The organism is Pseudoxanthobacter sp. M-2, assembly GCF_046156265.1.
Classification (GTDB): Bacteria; Pseudomonadota; Alphaproteobacteria; order Rhizobiales; family Segnochrobactraceae; genus CAMDHY01.
Window position 1 is genome coordinate 90,123 of record NZ_JAWDIR010000045.1, and the last position, 16,752, is coordinate 106,874.

Sequence of the window (16,752 nt, forward strand, 5' to 3'; positions counted from 1 at the left end):
CGGCAAGCCGCCGGCGCCCCCACGCACCCCCCGAGGCCGACCGGATTGCCTGTCCCGGCCGCGTCGGCTACCCCTGCCAGCACCCGAGGCGATCCGGAAAGGCTGAACAGGCATGTCCTACGACTGCATCATCGTGGAGACCCGCGGGCGCGTCGGTCTGATCACCCTGCATCGGCCGGCGGCGCTCAATGCCCTCTCCTCCCCGCTGATAGCGGAAGTGCTGCGGGCCCTCGCTGGCTTCGACGCCGATGACGGCATCGGCGCCATCGTGCTGACCGGCTCCGAAAAGGCCTTCGCCGCCGGCGCCGACATCAAGGAGATGGCCGACCTCGATTACATCTCCGCCTACAGGGGCAACTTCATCGCCCCCTGGGACCAGGTGGCGGAGACGCGCAAGCCGCTGATCGCGGCGGTCGCCGGCTATGCCCTCGGCGGCGGCTGCGAGCTCGCGATGATGTGCGACTTCATCATCGCCGCCGACAACGCCAAGTTCGGCCAGCCGGAGATCAAGCTCGGCGTGATGCCCGGCGCCGGCGGCACGCAGCGCCTGACGCGCTTCGTCGGCAAGTCGAAGGCGATGGAGATGTGCCTGACCGGCCGCACGATGGACGCCGCCGAGGCGGAGCGGTCGGGCCTCGTCTCGCGAGTCGTGCCGCTCGCGAGCCTGCTCGACGACGCCATCGCAACCGCCGCGAAGATCGCCGACCTGTCGATGCCGATCGTCATGATGGCGAAGGAGAGCGTCAACCGCGCCTACGAGACGACGCTCTCCGAAGGCCTGCGCTTCGAGCGGCGGCTGTTCCACTCGATGTTCTCGACGGAAGACCAGAAGGAAGGCATGGCCGCCTTCACCGAGAAGCGCACGCCGCAGTTCAAGAACCGCTGAGGGACGGCGGTCGACGGACACCCGCGCCTCGTCTGGCGCGGGCAGGCGCTTCCCGGCTCAAGTCGGCGTGAGCACTCCCGACAGGTAGGCCGTCACCGCCTCGACCGACCACGGCCGGCCCTGCCAGCCGATGTAGCCGTCCGGCCGCACCAGCACGGCCGTGCCGGGCGTCGGTGCGTAGGCGGCCGCGAACTGCTCGGCCGCGTCGCGGTAGACCGCCACGCCGGGGATGTCACGCACCGTGACGGCGGGTCCGGCGATCGCAACGCACCGCACCTCGCCGCCGAACGCCGTCCGCAACTGCGCGGCGCCTTCCTGCAGCGCGGCCGCGTCGGCGTCGTCGGCGAGCCAGGCCAGAAGCACGAACTCGGGCCCGCGCAAGACGTCGGCGAGGCGCACCGGGAAGCCGACGTGGGTGCGCTCGAGACCCTCGGCCGGCGGCGCGCGATCGCCCGCCCGCGGCGCAATTTCGGGAACAGCCTCCACGAGCGTCTCGGCGGCGAGCGGGCCATCGCGGTAGCTGACGAGAAGTTGCGTGTCGGCCAGACGATGCGGCTTCTCCCCGCCGGGCCGGCCGAGGTTGGTGCTGGCGGCCACCGTGCGGGCGATGACGTCCGCCCCGACCGGCCGGCGCTCGGCCTCGTAGGTGTCGAGCAGCGTGGCCGGGGCACGGCCGCGCACCACGCGGGCGAGCTTCCAGGCGAGGTTGAAGGCGTCCTGGATGCCGGTGTTCATGCCCTGGCCGCCGGTCGGCGGATGAACGTGGGCAGCGTCGCCAGCAAGGAAGACACGGCCGTCTCGGTAGCGGGCCGCGAGCCGCATCGAGATGCGGAAGAACGACGACCACGAGAGGTCCGACAGCGCCACCGGCGTCGGCACGACCCGGTCGGCGACCGCCTGCAGTTCGTCGAGCGACGGCCCCGGCCGATCGGTCTGCAGGCCGTGGCCGCTCGCCGGCGGCCCGCCCATCTCGACCGAGGCGAGCGAGGAGACGCGGTAACGGCCGGGCTCGGGCAGCGGGATGGCGATGAACATGTCCGGCGCGTCGTTCTCGCGCAGCTTCATCGCCCGGAGTGCCATGCCGCGGGGCAGGTCGGCGTCGAGCGTCACCTCGCCGAGCATGAAGCCCATCTCGAAGGCCTCGCCCTCGAAGGCGATGCCGAGCGCATGCCGCACGGCGCTGTGGGCGCCGTCGCAGCCGACGACAGTGGCGAAGCGGGCGGCCTCCTGCCGGCCGCCGGGATGATCGAGGACGACTGCGACGGCGTTCTCGTCCTGTGTCAGCGTGGCGAGCGCGGTCCCCCGCTCCACCGTGACGCCGAAGCTCGCCAGGTGCTCGGTGAGAATGCGCTCCGTCTCGCTCTGGCGGATCCCGAGCTCGCCATAGGGCAGGTCAGAGAGGTCGATGGCGATGTCGCGGGGCGGATGGCCGTCGACCATCAGCCGCAGCCCCTCGAGCCACAGCCCGGCGTCGATGAAGCGGCGGGCAATGCCCATGGCGTCGAACACCTCGAGGGTGCGCGGGGTGACGCCGATCGCCCGGCACCAGGGCAGCGGCGCGGCGAGCTTGTCGACGATGCGGGGGCGCACGCCGTGGCGCGCGAGCTCCGCCGCCATCGTCAGCCCGACCGGGCCGGCACCCACCACCAGAACCTCGGTCATGACGCCCCTCCCCCGCTTTTTGTCGTTCCGGCGGCGGACGCTCGCCGCCGGCTCAGTCCTCGCCTTTGAGCTTCCGCCACAGGTCGGGCCGCCGCGCCTGCGTCAGCGCCTCCGCCTGCTCGCGCCGCCAGCGGGCGATGCGAGCATGATCGCCCGACACCAGCACATCGGGAACGGCGCGGCCTTCCCACACCGCCGGCCGCGTGTAGTGCGGATATTCGAGCAAGCCGTGGGAGAAGCTCTCGTCCTCGCCGGACGCCTCCTTGCCCATCACGCCGGGCAGCAGGCGCACGGCCGCGTCGAGGACCACCATCGCGGCGAGCTCGCCGCCCGACAGCACATAGTCGCCGATCGACACCTCCTCGAGGCCGCGGCCGTCGATGACGCGCTGGTCGACCCCCTCGAAGCGGCCACAGACGACGAGCGCGCCAGGGCCAGCCGCAAGGGCGCGGACGCGCGCCTGGTCGAGCGGCGCGCCGCGCGGGCTCATCAGCAGGCGCGGGCGCAGATCATCGGCCGGCGCGGCGGCGTCGATCGCCGCGGCCAACACGTCCGCTTTCAGCACCATGCCGAGGCCGCCGCCGGAGGGAGTGTCGTCGACGGTGCGGTGGCGGTCGGTGGCGACCGCGCGGATGTCGCGCACGTCGAGCGACCACAGGCCCCGCTCGAGCGCCCGGCCGGCGAGGCTCGCGCCGAGCGGGCCGGGAAACATCTCCGGATAGAGCGTCAGGACGGTGGCGGCGAAGCTCACGGCCGGGCCGCCGGCGCGGCGTCGTCCTCGCCGGCGGGATCATCCTCCGGATCGTCACCCGGCTCCCCGTCCGGCCCCTGGCCCGGTGGCGGCGCCTCGTCGTCGAGGAGGCCGGCCGGCGGATCGACGACGACGCGGCCGCCGGCGATGTCGACGACCGGCACCGCGGCGCGCGTGAACGGCAAGAGCAGCGTCGGCCCGCGCGGCGGGGCGATCTCCAGGAGTTCGCCGGCGCCATAGTCGGGCACGGCGACGACGGTGCCGAGCGGCGTACCGTCGGTCGTCTCCACCGCTAGGCCGATGAGGTCGGCCTGGTAGAAGGTATCGTCGTCCTCGGGCGGCGGCAGCCGGTCACGGTCGACATAGAGATCAATGCCGGTCAGCGCCTCGGCCGCGTTGCGGTCGGCGACGCCGTCGAGGCGGCCGACGAGGCGGCCGCCCACCATCTTCAGGGACCGGATGCGGAAGCTGCGGCCGTCGGAGGTCGCGAGCGCGCCGTAGCCGATCAGCGCCTGCGGGTCGTCCCCGAAGGCGTTGACGCGGATCTCGCCCCGCACCCCATGCGCCGCACCGAGGCGCGCGACGAGCAGGCGGCGCCCCGCCGTGGCGCCGGCTCCGCTCATTCGGCGGTGGCGGACTCGGCGGCCTTGGCGCGGGCCTCGGCGCGCTCCTTGGCCTTGGCGCCCGGCTCGGCCTTCTTCGGGTTGTTGCGGGCTTCGCGCTTGGCGAGGCCGGCGGCGTCGAGGAAGCGCAGCACGCGGTCGGTCGGCTGGGCACCCTGGGAGAGCCAATGCTCGATGCGCTCGTTGACGAGCGTCACGCGCTTCGGGTCGTCCTTGCCGAGCAGCGGGTCGAAAGTGCCGACGCGCTCGATGAAGCGGCCGTCGCGCGGGCTGCGGGCATCGGCGATGACGATGCGGTAGTAGGGACGCTTCTTGGCGCCGCCGCGGGCGAGCCGGATCTTCAAGGACATCGTGTTCTCCTGGTCGTCAGTTCGTGTGGTTTGTCGGTTCGTCGGGACTGCAGAAAACGTGAGAGCGCGGGCCGGCTACTTCTTGCGGCCGATGCCGGGGAAGCCGCCGAGGCCGGGCATCTTCGCCCCGCCCATGCCGGGCAGGCCGGGAATGCCGCCGGGGAGGCCCTTCATCAGGCCGGGCGGCAGGCCGCCGGGCATGCCACCGGGAAGCCCGCCGGGCAGCTGGCCGGACTTCGCCAGCTTCTCGAGCTCGGCCGGGTCGATCTTGGGTGCGCCGCCGCCCATCAGGCCGCCGAACAGGCCGCCCTTCCGCTTGCCCATGGCCTTCATCATGTCGGCCATCTGGCGGTGCATCTTGAGGAGCTTGTTGACGTCCTCGACGCGGGTGCCGGACCCGGTGGCGATGCGGCGCTTGCGGCTCGCCTTCAGGAGGTCGGGCTTGCGGCGCTCGGCCGGGGTCATCGACGAGACGATGGCGATCTGCCGGCCGATCATCTTGTCGTCGAAGCCGGCGGCGGCGAGCTGGCCCTTCATCTTGCCGACACCCGGCATCATGCCGAGCAGGCCCGACATGCCGCCCATGTTCTTCATCTGGCGCAGCTGCTCGGCGAGATCGTCGAGGTCGAACTCGCCCTTCTGCATGCGGGCGGCGGCCTTGGCCGCCTTCTCCGCGTCGATCGTCTCGGCCGCCTTCTCGACGAGGGCGACGATGTCGCCCATGCCGAGGATGCGGCCGGCGACGCGCTGCGGGTCGAAGTCCTCGAGCGCATCGGACTTCTCGCCGACGCCGAGGAGCTTGATCGGCTTGCCGGTGACGGCGCGCATCGACAGCGCCGCGCCGCCGCGGCCGTCGCCGTCGACGCGGGTGAGCACGATGCCGGTGACGCCGACGCGCTCGTCGAAGGTGCGGGCGACGGTGACGGCGTCCTGGCCGGTGAGGCTGTCGGCGACGAGCAGGATCTCGTGCGGGCGGGCGATCCGCTTGATCTCCGCCATCTCGTGCATCAGCGGCTCGTCGACGTGGAGCCGGCCGGCGGTGTCGAGGATGACGACGTCGTAGCCGCCGAGGCGGGCGGCGTTCATCGCCCGCTCGGCGATCTGGGTCGGCGTCTGGCCGGCGACGATCGGCAGCGTGGCGACGCCGTTCTGCTCGCCGAGCACGCGCAGCTGCTCCTGCGCGGCCGGACGGCGCACGTCGAGCGAGGCCATCAGCACCTTGCGCTTGTCGCGCGTCTGCAGGCGCCGGGCGATCTTGGCGGTGGTCGTCGTCTTGCCGGAGCCCTGCAGGCCGACCATCATGATCGGCACCGGGGCGGCGGCGTGCAGGTCGATCGGCGCGGCCTCGCTGCCGAGCATCTCGACGAGCTGGTCGTGGACGATCTTGACGACCATCTGGCCGGGGGTGACGGACTTCACCACCTCCTGGCCGATGGCACGCGCACGCACCTTGTCGACGAACGAGCGCACGACATCGAGCGCCACGTCCGCCTCGATCAGCGCACGGCGCACCTCGCGCAGAGCGAGATCGACATCGGCCTCCGACAGCGCGCCGCGCCGCGTCAGCTTGTCGAATATGCCGCCGAGGCGGTCGGACAGGCTCTCGAACATGCCGTCTCCGTGGGTCGGACGGGGGACCGTCCGCTCGCGAGGTCGGGCCGGACCGCCAACGCAAAACGCACCCGCGGGCGAAAATCGCTGGCGGGTGGGGACCTCCGGGATCAAGTCCCGGTCGGTGTCTCGGCGTCGGCAGAAGCCGGATGCGCGGTTTCTCTAGGCTTCAATCGCGGCGGGGTCAAGGCTGACGGTGTCCGGCGGCAGGTTCCCTCTGGCGCGACCACCCGCTCAAAGGTTGTCATGGCGTCCCGAAAAGGGTTCATGTGCGGCATTCGCGCCTCGCACAGGGAAGCCGCATGACCGTCACCGCCGCCGAGCGCCGGCTCGATCGCGCCCGCGAGGCCCTCAAGCACCTGCACGAGGCGCTGGCGCTCGATTTCGCGGTCGAGCTCTGGGACGGCTCGCGCGTGCCGGCCGACGCGCCCGCCGACGGCCTGCGCATCACGATCGCCGACGAGGCGGCGATGCCGGCCCTGATCCGCCGGCCGTCGCTCGCCACGCTCATCGACCTCTATGTGCGCGGCGCCGTCGACATCCGCGGCGGCACGCTGTTCGAGTTCGCCGAGCGGCGGCCGAAGCTGCGCGGCTCCGACATCCGCCGGCGCGTGGACAAGCCGCTGCTCATCCGCACGCTGCTGCCGTTCGCGTTCTCCTCGGCAGTGTCGTCGCGCCCGGCCTTCGACGACGAGCTCGACGCCGGCGCCGCGGCTACCCGCGGCCGCGGCAGCGCACAGGCCGACATCGAGTTCCACTACGACGTCTCAAACCGCTTCTACGAGCTCTTCCTCGACCCGGAGATGGTCTACAGCTGCGGCTACTTCACCGACTGGGGCAACGACATCGCCACGGCGCAGCGCGACAAGCTCGACATGATCTGTCGCAAGCTGCGCCTGAAGCCCGGCGACCGCTTCCTCGACGTCGGTTGCGGCTGGGGCGCGCTCGTCTGCCACGCCGCCACCTACTATGGCGTCACCGCCCACGGCGTGACGCTGTCGCCCGAGCAGCTCTCGCGCGCCAAGGAGCGCATCGCCGAGCGCGGCATCGAGGGGCGGGTGACGGTGGAACTCAAGGACTTCCGGGCGCTCGAGGGCCGCTTCGATAAGATCGCCTCGATCGGCATGTTCGAGCACGTCGGGCTCGGCAACCACGAGGCCTATTTCCAGGCGATCCGCCGGCTGCTGAACGACCGCGGGCTCTATCTGCACCACGCCATCACCCGCCGCGGCCGCGTCTCCGACCGCGCCTTCCGCCGCAAGCGGCCGGAATATGCGGCGATGACCCGCTACATCTTCCCCGGCGCCGAGCTCGACCACATCGGCATGACGGCGAAGAACCTCGAATCGCACGGCTTCGAGGTGCACGATGTCGAGGCCTGGCGCGAGCACTACGCCCGCACCACGGAACTGTGGGCCCGCCGGCTGATGGCGGAGCGCGAGGCGGCGATCGCCGAGGTGGGAGAGCGGCGCTTCCGGATGTGGGTGCTCTATCTCTCCGGCGTGTCGCTCGCCTTCGAGCGCGGCACCCTGCAGATCTTCCAGACGCTCTCGTCCAAGCGCGGCCGCGGCCCGTCCGGACTGCCGCCGACGCGGGCCGACCTCTACCGCTGAGGGAGACCCCTCAGTCGCGTGTGGCGGCGTCGACGCTGGCGGTGTCGTAGTACTCGAAGAAGCTGACGATGCGACCGTCGCGGATGCGTACGACGTCGGCCTTGTCGGTCTCCACGACCCGGCCGGTTCGGCGATGGCGGAAGCCGCAGCGCCCGAGAGCGACGACGCGGTCGCCCTGGGCGACGTAGTCGTCGATGACGTAGTGAAGCATCTCCCAGTCGCGGCCGAGCCCCTCGAAATAGCGCTCGACGTCGCCCTTCGTCTTGCCCGAACGGGTGAAATCCATGCCGACGCCACCATCGGCGAGCGAGCGCCAGTCGACGTCGTCGGCGATGATGTCGAGGAACGCGCCGAAGCTCGCCCCCTTGGTTTCGTTCCAGGACTCGTAGAGCGGACGCAGCAGCGCGACGTTCTCTTCCTCCGGCGTCATCATGACCTCCCCCGTCGCCGAAGGCAGGGTCGCCGGCGACCGGTCGAAACTATACCGGAATCCGGACGAACTCGCTCACGAGTGCGTGGATATCCCCAGGCCGGCTCGGGTTTTCGTCAGTCGCGCCGGCGGGTGGCGCGCAGTTCTGCCCAGCGCGCCAGGCGGTCACCGAGGATCTTCTCGAAGCCGCGCGGCGTCGGGCGATAGAACTGCTGGCGGCCGAGCGCCTCGGGGAAATAGTCCTGGCCGGAGAAGGCGTCCGGCTCGTCGTGGTCGTATCGGTAGCCGGAGCCGTAGCCCTCGGACTTCATCAGCTTCGTCGGGGCGTTGAGGATGTGCTTCGGCGGCACGAGCGAGCCGCCCTCCTTCGCCGTGCGCATCGCCGCCTTGTAGGCGACGTAGGCGGCGTTCGATTTCGGCGCGGTGGCGATGTAGATCGCTGCCTGGGCGAGCGCCAGCTCACCCTCGGGCGAGCCGAGGAAGTGGTAGGCGTCCTTGGCGGCGTTGCAGATCACGAGGGCCTGCGGGTCGGCAAGGCCGATGTCCTCGACCGCCATGCGCACCAGCCGGCGGGCGACGAACAGCGGGTCCTCGCCGGCATCGAGCATGCGGCAGAGATAGTAGAGCGCCGCGTCGGGGTCGGAGCCGCGCACCGCCTTGTGCAGGGCGGAGATGACGTTGTAGTGGCCATCGTCCGACTTGTCGTAGATCGGCGCGCGGCGCTGCAGGATCTCCTGCAGGCGAACGGCGTCGAAGACCTCGCCCTCGCCGGCGGCGCGCCAGACCTCCTCGGCGAGCGTCAGTGACGCCCGGCCGTCGCCGTCGGCCATGCGCACGAGCACCGCTCGGGCCTCGGCGTCGAGCGGCAGCGGACGACCTTCGACCTCCTCGGCGCGGGCCAGAAGCTGCGCCACCGCCGCCTCGTCGAGCGGGCGGAAGACCAGCACCTGCGCCCGCGACAGGAGCGCGGCGTTGAGCTCGAAGGACGGGTTCTCGGTAGTGGCGCCGATCAACGTGACGGTGCCGTCCTCCATGACGGGCAGGAAGCTATCCTGCTGCGCCTTGTTGAAGCGGTGGATCTCGTCGACGAACAGCAGCGTGCCCTTGCCGATGCGGCGACGGCCGCGGGCGCCGTCGAACAGCTTCTTCAGTTCGGCGACCCCGGTGTGGATGGCGGAGACCTGCTCGAAGTGCAGGTCCGTCTCGTGGCTCAGCAGCCGGGCGACAGTCGTCTTGCCGGTGCCGGGCGGGCCCCAGAAGACCAGGCTGCCGACGCGGCCGGAGCGCAGCATGCGGGCGAGCGTGCCGTCGGGGCCGACGAGGTGATCCTGGCCGACGACTTCCGAAAGCCGCGTCGGCCGGAGCCGGTCGGCGAGCGGCCGCGGCGCATCGCTCTCGAAGCCGGCCGCGGCGAAAAGGTCGCTCATTCCGTCATCCGTTCCAGAGTGGGGGCGTCAGCCCCGGAGCGCCAACCGCAACAACTCGCCGCCACGCTCGACGACGAGACGCCACGTGCCCGGGCGCTCGCGCATCATCTGCTCCAGCGTGCGCGTCGTGTCGACCCGCTCGCCATTCACCTCGACCACGACGTCCCCCGGCGCGAACCCGATCGAGGCGGCCGGCGAGCCGGGCGTCACCGCCGCGACGACGACGCCGGTCTTGCCCGACGGCAGCTTCAGCTCCTCACCGACGGCCGGCGACAGGTTCATGACCGTCGCCCCCGACAGCGGCGCGTAGCCGGCGATCGTGCGCTCGTCCCGCGGCACGGTCTCGGGCGGCGGGCCGAGGCGGACGGTGACGGTGCGCTCGCGACCGTCGCGGACGATGGTGAGCGGCGTGGCGCCATCCGTGCCGCGCGTGGTGAAGCGGTAGCCGAACGCATCCGGATCGTCGACCGCGACGCCGTCGACGGCGACGACGACGTCCCCCGCCCGCAGCCCCGCCTCCGCCGCCGGCCCGTCCGGATGGACGGTGGTGACGATCGCGCCCCGCGGCCGGTCGAGCCCGAGGCCCTCGGCGATCTCGGCGGAGACGGCCTGCAGCGTCGCGCCGAACCACGGCCGGCGCACCACCGAGCCGGTCCGGGCGGCATCGACGACGAGGCGCACCATGTTCGAGGGCACCGCGAAGCCGATGCCGTTGGAGCCGCCGCCGCGGGAGAAGATCGCCGTGTTGATGCCGACGAGGCGCCCGGCCATGTCGACGAGGGCGCCGCCGGAGTTGCCTGGATTGATGGCAGCGTCGGTCTGGATGAAGAACTGGTAGTCGGTGATGCCGACCTGGGTGCGGGCCACCGCCGAGACGATGCCTTGCGTCACCGTCTGGCCCACCCCGAAGGGATTACCGACGGCGAGCACGATGTCGCCGACCTCCAGCGCGTCCGATTCGCCGAAGGGCACGACCGGCAGGTCGGTCGGCGCACCGCGGATCCTCAGCACAGCGAGGTCCGAGCCCTCATCCTTCAGCACCACGTCGGCATCGAACTCGCGCCGGTCGGTCAGGGCGACGCGGACCTCGTCGGCATTCTCGATGACGTGATGGTTGGTGACGACGAGACCACCCTCGACGATCACGCCGGAACCGAGGGAGGACTGCAGGCGCTGGCGCGGGCCTCCGCCACCGGGGTCGCCGAAGAACCGGCGGAAGAAGGGGTCCTCGAAGAAGGGCGACAGCGAGCGCGTCGCGACGACGCGCGAGGCATAGACGTTGACGACCGCCGGCACGACGCGGCGCACCACGGGGGCGAACGACAGCGTGATCTCGGCCTGGTCGGTCGGGACCTGTCGGACGGTGTCCGCGCCGGCAGCGGACGGTGTGAGAACCAGCAGCACCGCGAGCACGGCAGCCAGAGTCGGAAGGCCGGCTGCCACCGGTGTTGAGGCCCCACCTTTTGCCTGCCGCCGCTCCCGCTCCGTCTTCGCCAAAAGGGTCATGCCACTCCGTCCCGACTGCGTCGCCCGGCGTTCCATGCTAGGCCTTCGTGGCGCCCGCAAGGAACACGGGCCAATAAATCGTGGCTCGGCAGCCGGGGGGCAAGCCAGAGCCGGAACGGTCTTCGGGGGAGGACGAACGGGTGCGTCGCAGGACCTTTCTCACCGGCGTCGCGGGCACGGCGGCCGCCACCGGCCTTGCCGCCCCGGCCCTGGCGCAGACGACACCGACGGTGCGCTGGCGCCTGACCTCGAGTTTCCCGCGTTCGCTCGACACCATCTACGGCGCCGCCGAGGTGTTCTCGAAGGGCCTCGCCGCAGCGACCGACGGCGGCTTCCAGGTGCAGGTGTTCGCGCCGGGCGAGATCGTGCCCGGCCTCGCGGCCCTCGACGCGGTGAGCGTCGGCACGGTGGAGTGCGCCCACACGAGCTCGTTCCTCTATGTCGGCAAGAACGAGGCCTTCGCCTTCGGCACCGCGATCCCCTTCGGACTGAACGCCCGCCAGCAGAACGCCTGGATGCTGGAGGGCGGCGGCCTCGACCTGACGAACGCCTTCTACGGCAAGTACAACGTCCGCGGCATCCCGATGGGCAATACCGGCGCGCAGATGGGCGGCTGGTACCGCAAGGAGATCAACACGCCGGCCGACCTGAAGGGCCTGAAGATCCGCATCGCCGGTCTCGGCGGCACGATCCTCGCGCGGCTCGGCGCTGTGCCGCAGCAGCTCGCCGGCGGCGACATCTACCCGGCGCTGGAGCGCGGCTCACTCGACGCGGTCGAGTGGAGCGGGCCCTACGACGACGAGAAGCTCGGCTTCTACAAGGTGGCGAAGTACTACTACTACCCCTCCTGGTGGGAGGGCGGGCCGATGATCCACCTGTTCGTCAACCTCGACGCCTGGAACGCCCTGCCGAAGCCCTACCAGGCGGCGCTGGAGCTCGCGGCGGCCAACGCCAACATCACCATGCTCGCCCGCTACGACGCCCAGAACCCCGATGCCCTGCGGCGCCTGGTGGCCGCGGGGGCGCAGTTGCGCGGCTTCTCCCGTGAGATCCTGGACGCCTGCTACGACGAGGCCTTCGCGCTCTATGGCGAGATCGCCGCCCGCAATGCGGACTTCAAGGCGATCTACGAGCCGTGGATGGCCTTCCGGGCGAAGGAGACGCTCTGGTTCCAGTTCGCCGAACTCGGCTTCGACGCCTATGTGATGACGCGCGCCAACGAACGCTGACGAGCCCCTGACGAGGCGAGCCTTGGTCAACATCCTGCACCACCATCCGAAGGGGGAGGTCGTCGACGCGCCCGCCCTCGAGCAGTTCCAGAAGGATTGGGCCCTCTACCGGACGCTCGTCGAGAACGATGCGCTCTTCCACCGGGCGGTGGCGGACCACCTGCACGACGCCCTCGCGACGGCCTTCGACCGCCCCTTCAGCCTCGTCGACCTCGCCTGCGGCGACGCGTTCGTCGTCCGCGGCGCGCTCGAGGGCACCAGGGTCGCCCACTATCACGGGGTCGACCTGTCGATGCCCGCCCTCGAGCTCGCGAGCCGCACCCTCGAGGGGGCACCGTTCGAGGTCGTCCTCGACCACGCCGACTTCGTCGAGGCGGTGACGGCGCGGGACGCCCACGCCGACGCCTTCTGGTTCGGCCTCTCGCTCCACCATCTCGACACGAACGGCAAGCGGGCGCTGATGACGGCGATCCGCCAGGCCATCGCCCCGGACGGGGTCTTCCTCGTCTACGAGCCGACGATGCAGGCGGGGGAGGACCGGGCGGCCTATCTCGCCCGCTTCGACACCGTGAACCGGCCGCTCTGGCGCGCCATCCTCAGCGAGGAACAGTGGCGGGCGATCGACGCCCACGTGCACGCCTGCGACCTGCCGGAGACGGCGGACGGGTGGATGCGGCTTGGCCGAGAGGCCGGCTTCTCGCACGCCTGCGAGATCTACGCCGCCCCGACCGACCTCTACCGGATGTTCCGCTTCGACCCGTGAGCCCCTCGAGGGTCACTGTCCGAGCTTCGTCGCCGGCCGCAGGCCGATGAAGCCGTCGTCGAGGTCGAACATCACGTCGTAGGTGTAGAACATCAGGATGCCGGGGTTGATGCGCAGGTCGTCGGCGCTCGCGGGGATAAAGCCGAGGATACCGCGCGCCGGCGTGTTGCCGCTGCGGTAGGCGAGGAGCGACGTGCCGGCATAGCGGAGGTCGAAGGCCGTGCCGTTGCGCGCCTCGTTGCTGTCGGCCTTGACGAAGGTGTCGCGCGGCACGCTCGAGCCGTAGGCCCAGGTGCCGTCGCCGCCACCGGTGTCGAAGACGGTCGGGATGACGCCGCTCCAGTGCTTGCCGCCGCGCTCGAGCCGGACCACGGTGTTGGCGACCTGCGCCTTCAGGTAGCCCGGCGGGCCGTCGGCCGTGCCGATGCCCGGGAGACGCTCGCCGGTCGGCGCCATCGGCAGCCGCAACCGGAAACTCGCGATCATCTCCTCGGTGAGCCCGATGGTCAGCCGTCCCACCTTGGCGTCGCGCCCGCCCGACTGGACGACGAAGCCGCGCTTCAACCCCTTCTTCAGCGGGAACTGCGTCATCACCGTCCCGAAGCTCGCGTCGCCGTGCAGGGCGGCGCCGAAGTTGCCGTAGGTGCTGTCGACGGAAAGCGGCGGCCGCCCGGCCTCGACATTCCTCGCCCACAGACGGAACGAGCGGCGGGGCGACTGGTCGTCGACGTTGGTGATGCGGCCGATCGAGGCGGCTGCGGCGGTGGCGACGACGCGGCCGCCACGGGTGCCGACGCTCACCGCCGTCGTCACCGGGTCGTAGTGATAGACGGTCCCGGAGGCGAACTCGATCTTGTCCTCGCCTCTCTCGTCGATGAGCTTGCCGTACCCGGGCCACCATCGGCCATAGGTCGAGAACATCGCCGGCGAGCCGGTGTCGAAGAGGAAGGGAACGAGCGGGCCGCCCCCGACCGAGGCGTAGATCAGGAGGCCCCGATAACCTGCGGCGCTGAAGTGGTAGAGCGGTACTTCCTGGGGCTCGGCCGCACCCGGCCGGACCGCCGCGACCGCGGCGAGGACCGTCACCGCCACGACGGCCGCCGCCGACCGCAGCACTTCGAAGACCCCCGCCGTCCAGACCCTCATTCCCCGCTCCCATGCCGAGATGGCGCGCGCGAAGAATCGCCCACGTCGGCACAAAAAGAAACGGGCGGCCTCTCGGCCACCCGTCGCATCAGGTCCCGCAGGCGCCGCGGTGCGGCGCCGCCAGACGAGGATCAGGCTGCTTCGGCCTCGGCCGCTTCGGTGCGGGCCTTGTCGGCCGCGCCCTTGGCCGAGACGTCGCGATCGACGAGCTCGATCACCGCCACCGCCGCGCCGTCGCCGTAGCGGAAGCCCGCCTTCAGGACGCGGGTGTAGCCGCCATTGCGCGACTTGTAGCGCGGGCCGATGGTGGCGAAGAGCTTGCGCACCGCCTCCTCGTTGCGCATCTGCGAGATCGCCTGGCGGCGAGCATGCAGGTCGCCGCGCTTGCCGAGCGTGATCAGCTTCTCGACGATCGGACGAAGGTCCTTCGCCTTCGGCAACGTCGTGACGATCTGCTCGTGCTCGATCAGAGACGAAGCGAGGTTGGCGAACATCGCCTTCCGGTGGGCCGAGTCACGTCCGAGCTTGCGGCCGCTGTTGGCGTGGCGCATCGCCCTCTCCTTGCATTCGAAACAGAATTCACGCGGTGCCGACGGCGTCCGCCCGGTCTCAGTAGTGGTGGTCCTCGTAACGCTTGGCCAGCTCCTCGATGTTCTCGGGCGGCCAGTTCGTCACTTCCATGCCGAGGTGCAGGCCCATCTGCGCCAGCACCTCCTTGATCTCGTTCAGCGACTTGCGTCCGAAGTTCGGGGTGCGGAGCATCTCCGCCTCGGTCTTCTGGATGAGGTCACCGATGTAGACGATGTTGTCGTTCTTCAGGCAGTTCGCCGACCGCACCGACAGCTCGAGCTCGTCCACCTTCTTGAGCAGCGCCGGGTTGAAGGCGAGCTCGGGGACGTCGTCGCGGTGCTCCTCGCGCCGCGGCTCCTCGAAGTTCACGAACACCGAGAGCTGGTCCTGCAGGATGCGCGCGGCGTAGGCGACCGAATCCTCGGGCGTCACGGAGCCGTCGGTCTCGACCGTCAGCGTCAGCTTGTCATAGTCGAGAACCTGGCCCTCGCGGGTGTTCTCGACCTTGTAGGAGACCTTCTTCACCGGCGAGTAGAGGCTGTCGACCGGGATCAGTCCGATCGGCGCGTCCTCGGGCCGGTTGCGGTCGGCCGGCACGTAGCCCTTGCCGGTGTCGACCGTGAACTCCATGCGGATCTCGGCGCCCTCGTCCAGCGTGCAGAGCACGAGGCCGGGGTTGAGAATCTCGATGTCGCCGACCGTCTGGATCTCGCCGGCGGTGACGATGCCGGGGCCGTGCTTGCGCAGCACCATCCGCTTCGGGCCGTCGCCCTGCATGCGGATCGAGACTTCCTTGATGTTGAGGATGATGTCCGTCACGTCCTCGCGGACGCCGGCGATCGAGGAGAACTCGTGCAGCACGCCGTCGATCTGCACCGCCGTGACGGCGGCGCCCTGCAGCGACGACAGCAGAACCCGACGCAGGGCGTTGCCGAGCGTCAGGCCGAAGCCACGCTCCAGCGGCTCCGCGACGACGGTCGCGAGGCGCTTCGGATCGTCCCCCGGTCGAACGTCGAGCTTCGTCGGACGGATCAGCTCCTGCCAGTTCTTCTGGATGGTCACGGTCGCACCCTTTCCATTCTTCGTCCGGGGGGCCGCGGTCGGCCCGCCCGGCGGATCCGCCGCGCATGACCGCGCGGATCCGGTATCGCGGAGGCCGGGCCCTCGACGGGCCCGTGCCTCAGACGCGGCGACGCTTGCGCGGCCGGCAGCCGTTGTGCGGGATCGGCGTCACGTCGCGGATCGAGGTCACCATGAAGCCCGCCGCCTGCAGCGCACGCAGCGCCGACTCGCGACCGGAGCCAGGACCGCTCACCTCGACCTCGAGAGTGCGCATGCCGTGCTCCATCGCCTTGCGGGCGGCGTCCTCGCCAGCCATCTGCGCCGCATAGGGCGTCGACTTGCGCGAGCCCTTGAAGCCCATCGCGCCGGCAGAGGACCACGAAATCGCGTTGCCCTGCGCGTCGGTGATGGTGATCATGGTGTTGTTGAACGACGCGTTGACGTGCGCGATGCCGGAGGCGATGTTCTTGCGCTCGCGGCGTTTGACGCGGGTGGCTTCCTTGGCCATGGGCTCTGTGTCTTCCTGCAGCGGCCCGCACCGGCGTCCCGGTCGGGCGAGGTCGTTTCGGGGCGCGGGCTCCGGGCGGCATCAGCGCCGGCCGGAGGCGCGGCGTTACTTCTTCTTGCCGGCGATCGGCTTCGCCGGACCCTTGCGGGTCCGCGCATTCGTGTGGGTGCGCTGGCCGCGCACCGGCAGACCGCGGCGATGGCGCAGGCCGCGATAGCAGCCGAGGTCCATGAGCCGCTTGATGTTCATCGCCACTTCACGCCGCAGGTCGCCCTCGACGATATAGTCGCGGTCGATCGCCTCGCGGATCTGCAGCACCTCGGCGTCGCTGAGCTCGTTGACGCGGCGCGGCGCATCGATGCCGACCTTGTCCAGAATCTCCTGCGCCTTGGTGGCGCCGATTCCATGGATATACTGCAGCGCGATGAGGACGCGCTTGTTCGTCGGGATGTTGACGCCTGCGATGCGGGCCACGCTCGTCTCTCCTCGTCACCGGCCACCGGCCGATCGTCTTCCTTCAGCCCAAGGGGTCCAAACAACGCAAGGACCGGCCCCGGTCACCTCTCGGTACCGGCACCGATCATCCGTCTCTCGCGAATGGGTGCCGGTTATTAA

At 70.7% G+C, this 16,752-nt stretch carries 17 protein-coding genes; 4 read left to right on the forward strand and 13 right to left on the reverse strand.

Features of this window, described 5'->3' with window-relative positions; genetic code table 11:
• Nucleotides 1-112: 112 nt before the first annotated feature.
• Nucleotides 113-886: an enoyl-CoA hydratase gene (locus tag RUR49_RS21735; RefSeq protein WP_409148539.1), complete on the forward strand. Its 774-nt coding sequence runs from the start codon at nt 113-115 to the stop codon at nt 884-886.
• Nucleotides 887-943: 57 nt separating this feature from the next.
• Here the strand turns inward: RUR49_RS21735 and RUR49_RS21740 are convergent, their stop codons facing one another.
• The 5 genes from RUR49_RS21740 to ffh form a co-directional block, all read right to left on the reverse strand.
• Nucleotides 944-2,548 carry an FAD-dependent monooxygenase gene (locus RUR49_RS21740; RefSeq protein ID WP_409148540.1) on the reverse strand — a complete coding sequence of 535 codons (1,605 nt, stop codon included), beginning with the start codon at nt 2,546-2,548 and terminating at the stop codon, nt 944-946.
• 52 nt (nt 2,549-2,600) lie between these two features.
• Nucleotides 2,601-3,260: a tRNA (guanosine(37)-N1)-methyltransferase TrmD gene (trmD, locus tag RUR49_RS21745; protein WP_409148752.1), complete on the reverse strand. Its 660-nt coding sequence runs from the start codon at nt 3,258-3,260 to the stop codon at nt 2,601-2,603.
• 35 nt (nt 3,261-3,295) lie between these two features.
• The gene (rimM, locus tag RUR49_RS21750; protein ID WP_409148541.1) at nt 3,296-3,922 is read right to left on the reverse strand and encodes a ribosome maturation factor RimM; all 627 of its coding nucleotides are present in this window, start codon (nt 3,920-3,922) and stop codon (nt 3,296-3,298) included.
• Entirely contained in the window at nt 3,919-4,272 is a 354-nt protein-coding gene (gene rpsP, locus RUR49_RS21755; protein WP_409148542.1) for a 30S ribosomal protein S16, read from the reverse strand. The genes rimM and rpsP overlap by 4 nt, the downstream gene beginning before the upstream one ends.
• A 75-nt stretch (nt 4,273-4,347) precedes the next feature.
• Nucleotides 4,348-5,883, reverse strand: coding sequence for a signal recognition particle protein (gene ffh, locus RUR49_RS21760; protein ID WP_409148543.1), 1,536 nt, complete (start codon nt 5,881-5,883; stop codon nt 4,348-4,350).
• Nucleotides 5,884-6,185: 302 nt separating this feature from the next.
• Between ffh and RUR49_RS21765 the strand changes: the two genes are divergently transcribed.
• Nucleotides 6,186-7,496 (forward strand): class I SAM-dependent methyltransferase, encoded by a 1,311-nt coding sequence (locus RUR49_RS21765; RefSeq protein WP_409148544.1) that lies wholly within the window; start codon nt 6,186-6,188, stop codon nt 7,494-7,496.
• A gap of 10 nt (nt 7,497-7,506) precedes the next feature.
• Here the strand turns inward: RUR49_RS21765 and RUR49_RS21770 are convergent, their stop codons facing one another.
• From RUR49_RS21770 to RUR49_RS21780, 3 genes are all read right to left on the reverse strand, one after another.
• Nucleotides 7,507-7,926: a nuclear transport factor 2 family protein gene (locus tag RUR49_RS21770; protein ID WP_409148545.1), complete on the reverse strand. Its 420-nt coding sequence runs from the start codon at nt 7,924-7,926 to the stop codon at nt 7,507-7,509.
• Between the two features lie 116 nt (nt 7,927-8,042).
• Nucleotides 8,043-9,353, reverse strand: coding sequence for a replication-associated recombination protein A (locus RUR49_RS21775; protein WP_409148546.1), 1,311 nt, complete (start codon nt 9,351-9,353; stop codon nt 8,043-8,045).
• Between the two features lie 27 nt (nt 9,354-9,380).
• Nucleotides 9,381-10,859, reverse strand: coding sequence for a Do family serine endopeptidase (locus RUR49_RS21780; RefSeq protein ID WP_409148547.1), 1,479 nt, complete (start codon nt 10,857-10,859; stop codon nt 9,381-9,383).
• A 140-nt stretch (nt 10,860-10,999) separates the two neighbouring features.
• Between RUR49_RS21780 and RUR49_RS21785 the strand changes: the two genes are divergently transcribed.
• Together RUR49_RS21785 and RUR49_RS21790 are read left to right on the forward strand one after the other, a co-directional pair.
• Nucleotides 11,000-12,088, forward strand: coding sequence for a TRAP transporter substrate-binding protein (locus RUR49_RS21785; protein ID WP_409148548.1), 1,089 nt, complete (start codon nt 11,000-11,002; stop codon nt 12,086-12,088).
• Nucleotides 12,089-12,110: 22 nt separating this feature from the next.
• Nucleotides 12,111-12,851, forward strand: coding sequence for a class I SAM-dependent methyltransferase (locus RUR49_RS21790; RefSeq protein ID WP_409148549.1), 741 nt, complete (start codon nt 12,111-12,113; stop codon nt 12,849-12,851).
• A 12-nt stretch (nt 12,852-12,863) separates the two neighbouring features.
• Here RUR49_RS21790 and RUR49_RS21795 read toward each other — a convergent pair whose 3' ends face one another.
• The 5 genes from RUR49_RS21795 to rpsM form a co-directional block, all read right to left on the reverse strand.
• A complete protein-coding gene (locus RUR49_RS21795) occupies nt 12,864-13,997 on the reverse strand; it encodes a hypothetical protein (RefSeq protein WP_409148550.1) in 1,134 nt (377 codons plus the stop codon).
• 131 nt (nt 13,998-14,128) lie between these two features.
• Nucleotides 14,129-14,548, reverse strand: a complete 420-nt coding sequence (gene rplQ / locus RUR49_RS21800) for a 50S ribosomal protein L17 (RefSeq protein ID WP_409148551.1) — start codon at nt 14,546-14,548, stop codon at nt 14,129-14,131.
• 58 nt (nt 14,549-14,606) lie between these two features.
• Nucleotides 14,607-15,629, reverse strand: coding sequence for a DNA-directed RNA polymerase subunit alpha (locus RUR49_RS21805; protein ID WP_409148552.1), 1,023 nt, complete (start codon nt 15,627-15,629; stop codon nt 14,607-14,609).
• Nucleotides 15,630-15,747: 118 nt separating this feature from the next.
• A complete protein-coding gene (gene rpsK / locus RUR49_RS21810) occupies nt 15,748-16,137 on the reverse strand; it encodes a 30S ribosomal protein S11 (RefSeq protein WP_409148553.1) in 390 nt (129 codons plus the stop codon).
• A 105-nt stretch (nt 16,138-16,242) separates the two neighbouring features.
• Nucleotides 16,243-16,611: a 30S ribosomal protein S13 gene (gene rpsM / locus RUR49_RS21815; protein ID WP_409148554.1), complete on the reverse strand. Its 369-nt coding sequence runs from the start codon at nt 16,609-16,611 to the stop codon at nt 16,243-16,245.
• Between the last annotated feature and the right edge of the window lie 141 nt (nt 16,612-16,752).

Coding starts and splice junctions, on each gene's coding strand:
- trmD (WP_409148752.1), bottom strand. CDS start 3,260: ATGTTTCCCGGCCCGCTCGGCGCGAGCCTCGCCGGCCGGGCGCTCGAG.
- RUR49_RS21795 (WP_409148550.1), bottom strand. CDS start 13,997: ATGAGGGTCTGGACGGCGGGGGTCTTCGAAGTGCTGCGGTCGGCGGCG.
- RUR49_RS21735 (WP_409148539.1), top strand. CDS start 113: ATGTCCTACGACTGCATCATCGTGGAGACCCGCGGGCGCGTCGGTCTG.
- RUR49_RS21770 (WP_409148545.1), bottom strand. CDS start 7,926: ATGACGCCGGAGGAAGAGAACGTCGCGCTGCTGCGTCCGCTCTACGAG.
- RUR49_RS21740 (WP_409148540.1), bottom strand. CDS start 2,548: ATGACCGAGGTTCTGGTGGTGGGTGCCGGCCCGGTCGGGCTGACGATG.
- ffh (WP_409148543.1), bottom strand. CDS start 5,883: ATGTTCGAGAGCCTGTCCGACCGCCTCGGCGGCATATTCGACAAGCTG.
- rpsK (WP_409148553.1), bottom strand. CDS start 16,137: ATGGCCAAGGAAGCCACCCGCGTCAAACGCCGCGAGCGCAAGAACATC.
- rpsP (WP_409148542.1), bottom strand. CDS start 4,272: ATGTCCTTGAAGATCCGGCTCGCCCGCGGCGGCGCCAAGAAGCGTCCC.
- RUR49_RS21775 (WP_409148546.1), bottom strand. CDS start 9,353: ATGAGCGACCTTTTCGCCGCGGCCGGCTTCGAGAGCGATGCGCCGCGG.
- rplQ (WP_409148551.1), bottom strand. CDS start 14,548: ATGCGCCACGCCAACAGCGGCCGCAAGCTCGGACGTGACTCGGCCCAC.
- RUR49_RS21780 (WP_409148547.1), bottom strand. CDS start 10,859: ATGACCCTTTTGGCGAAGACGGAGCGGGAGCGGCGGCAGGCAAAAGGT.
- rimM (WP_409148541.1), bottom strand. CDS start 3,922: ATGAGCGGAGCCGGCGCCACGGCGGGGCGCCGCCTGCTCGTCGCGCGC.
- RUR49_RS21765 (WP_409148544.1), top strand. CDS start 6,186: ATGACCGTCACCGCCGCCGAGCGCCGGCTCGATCGCGCCCGCGAGGCC.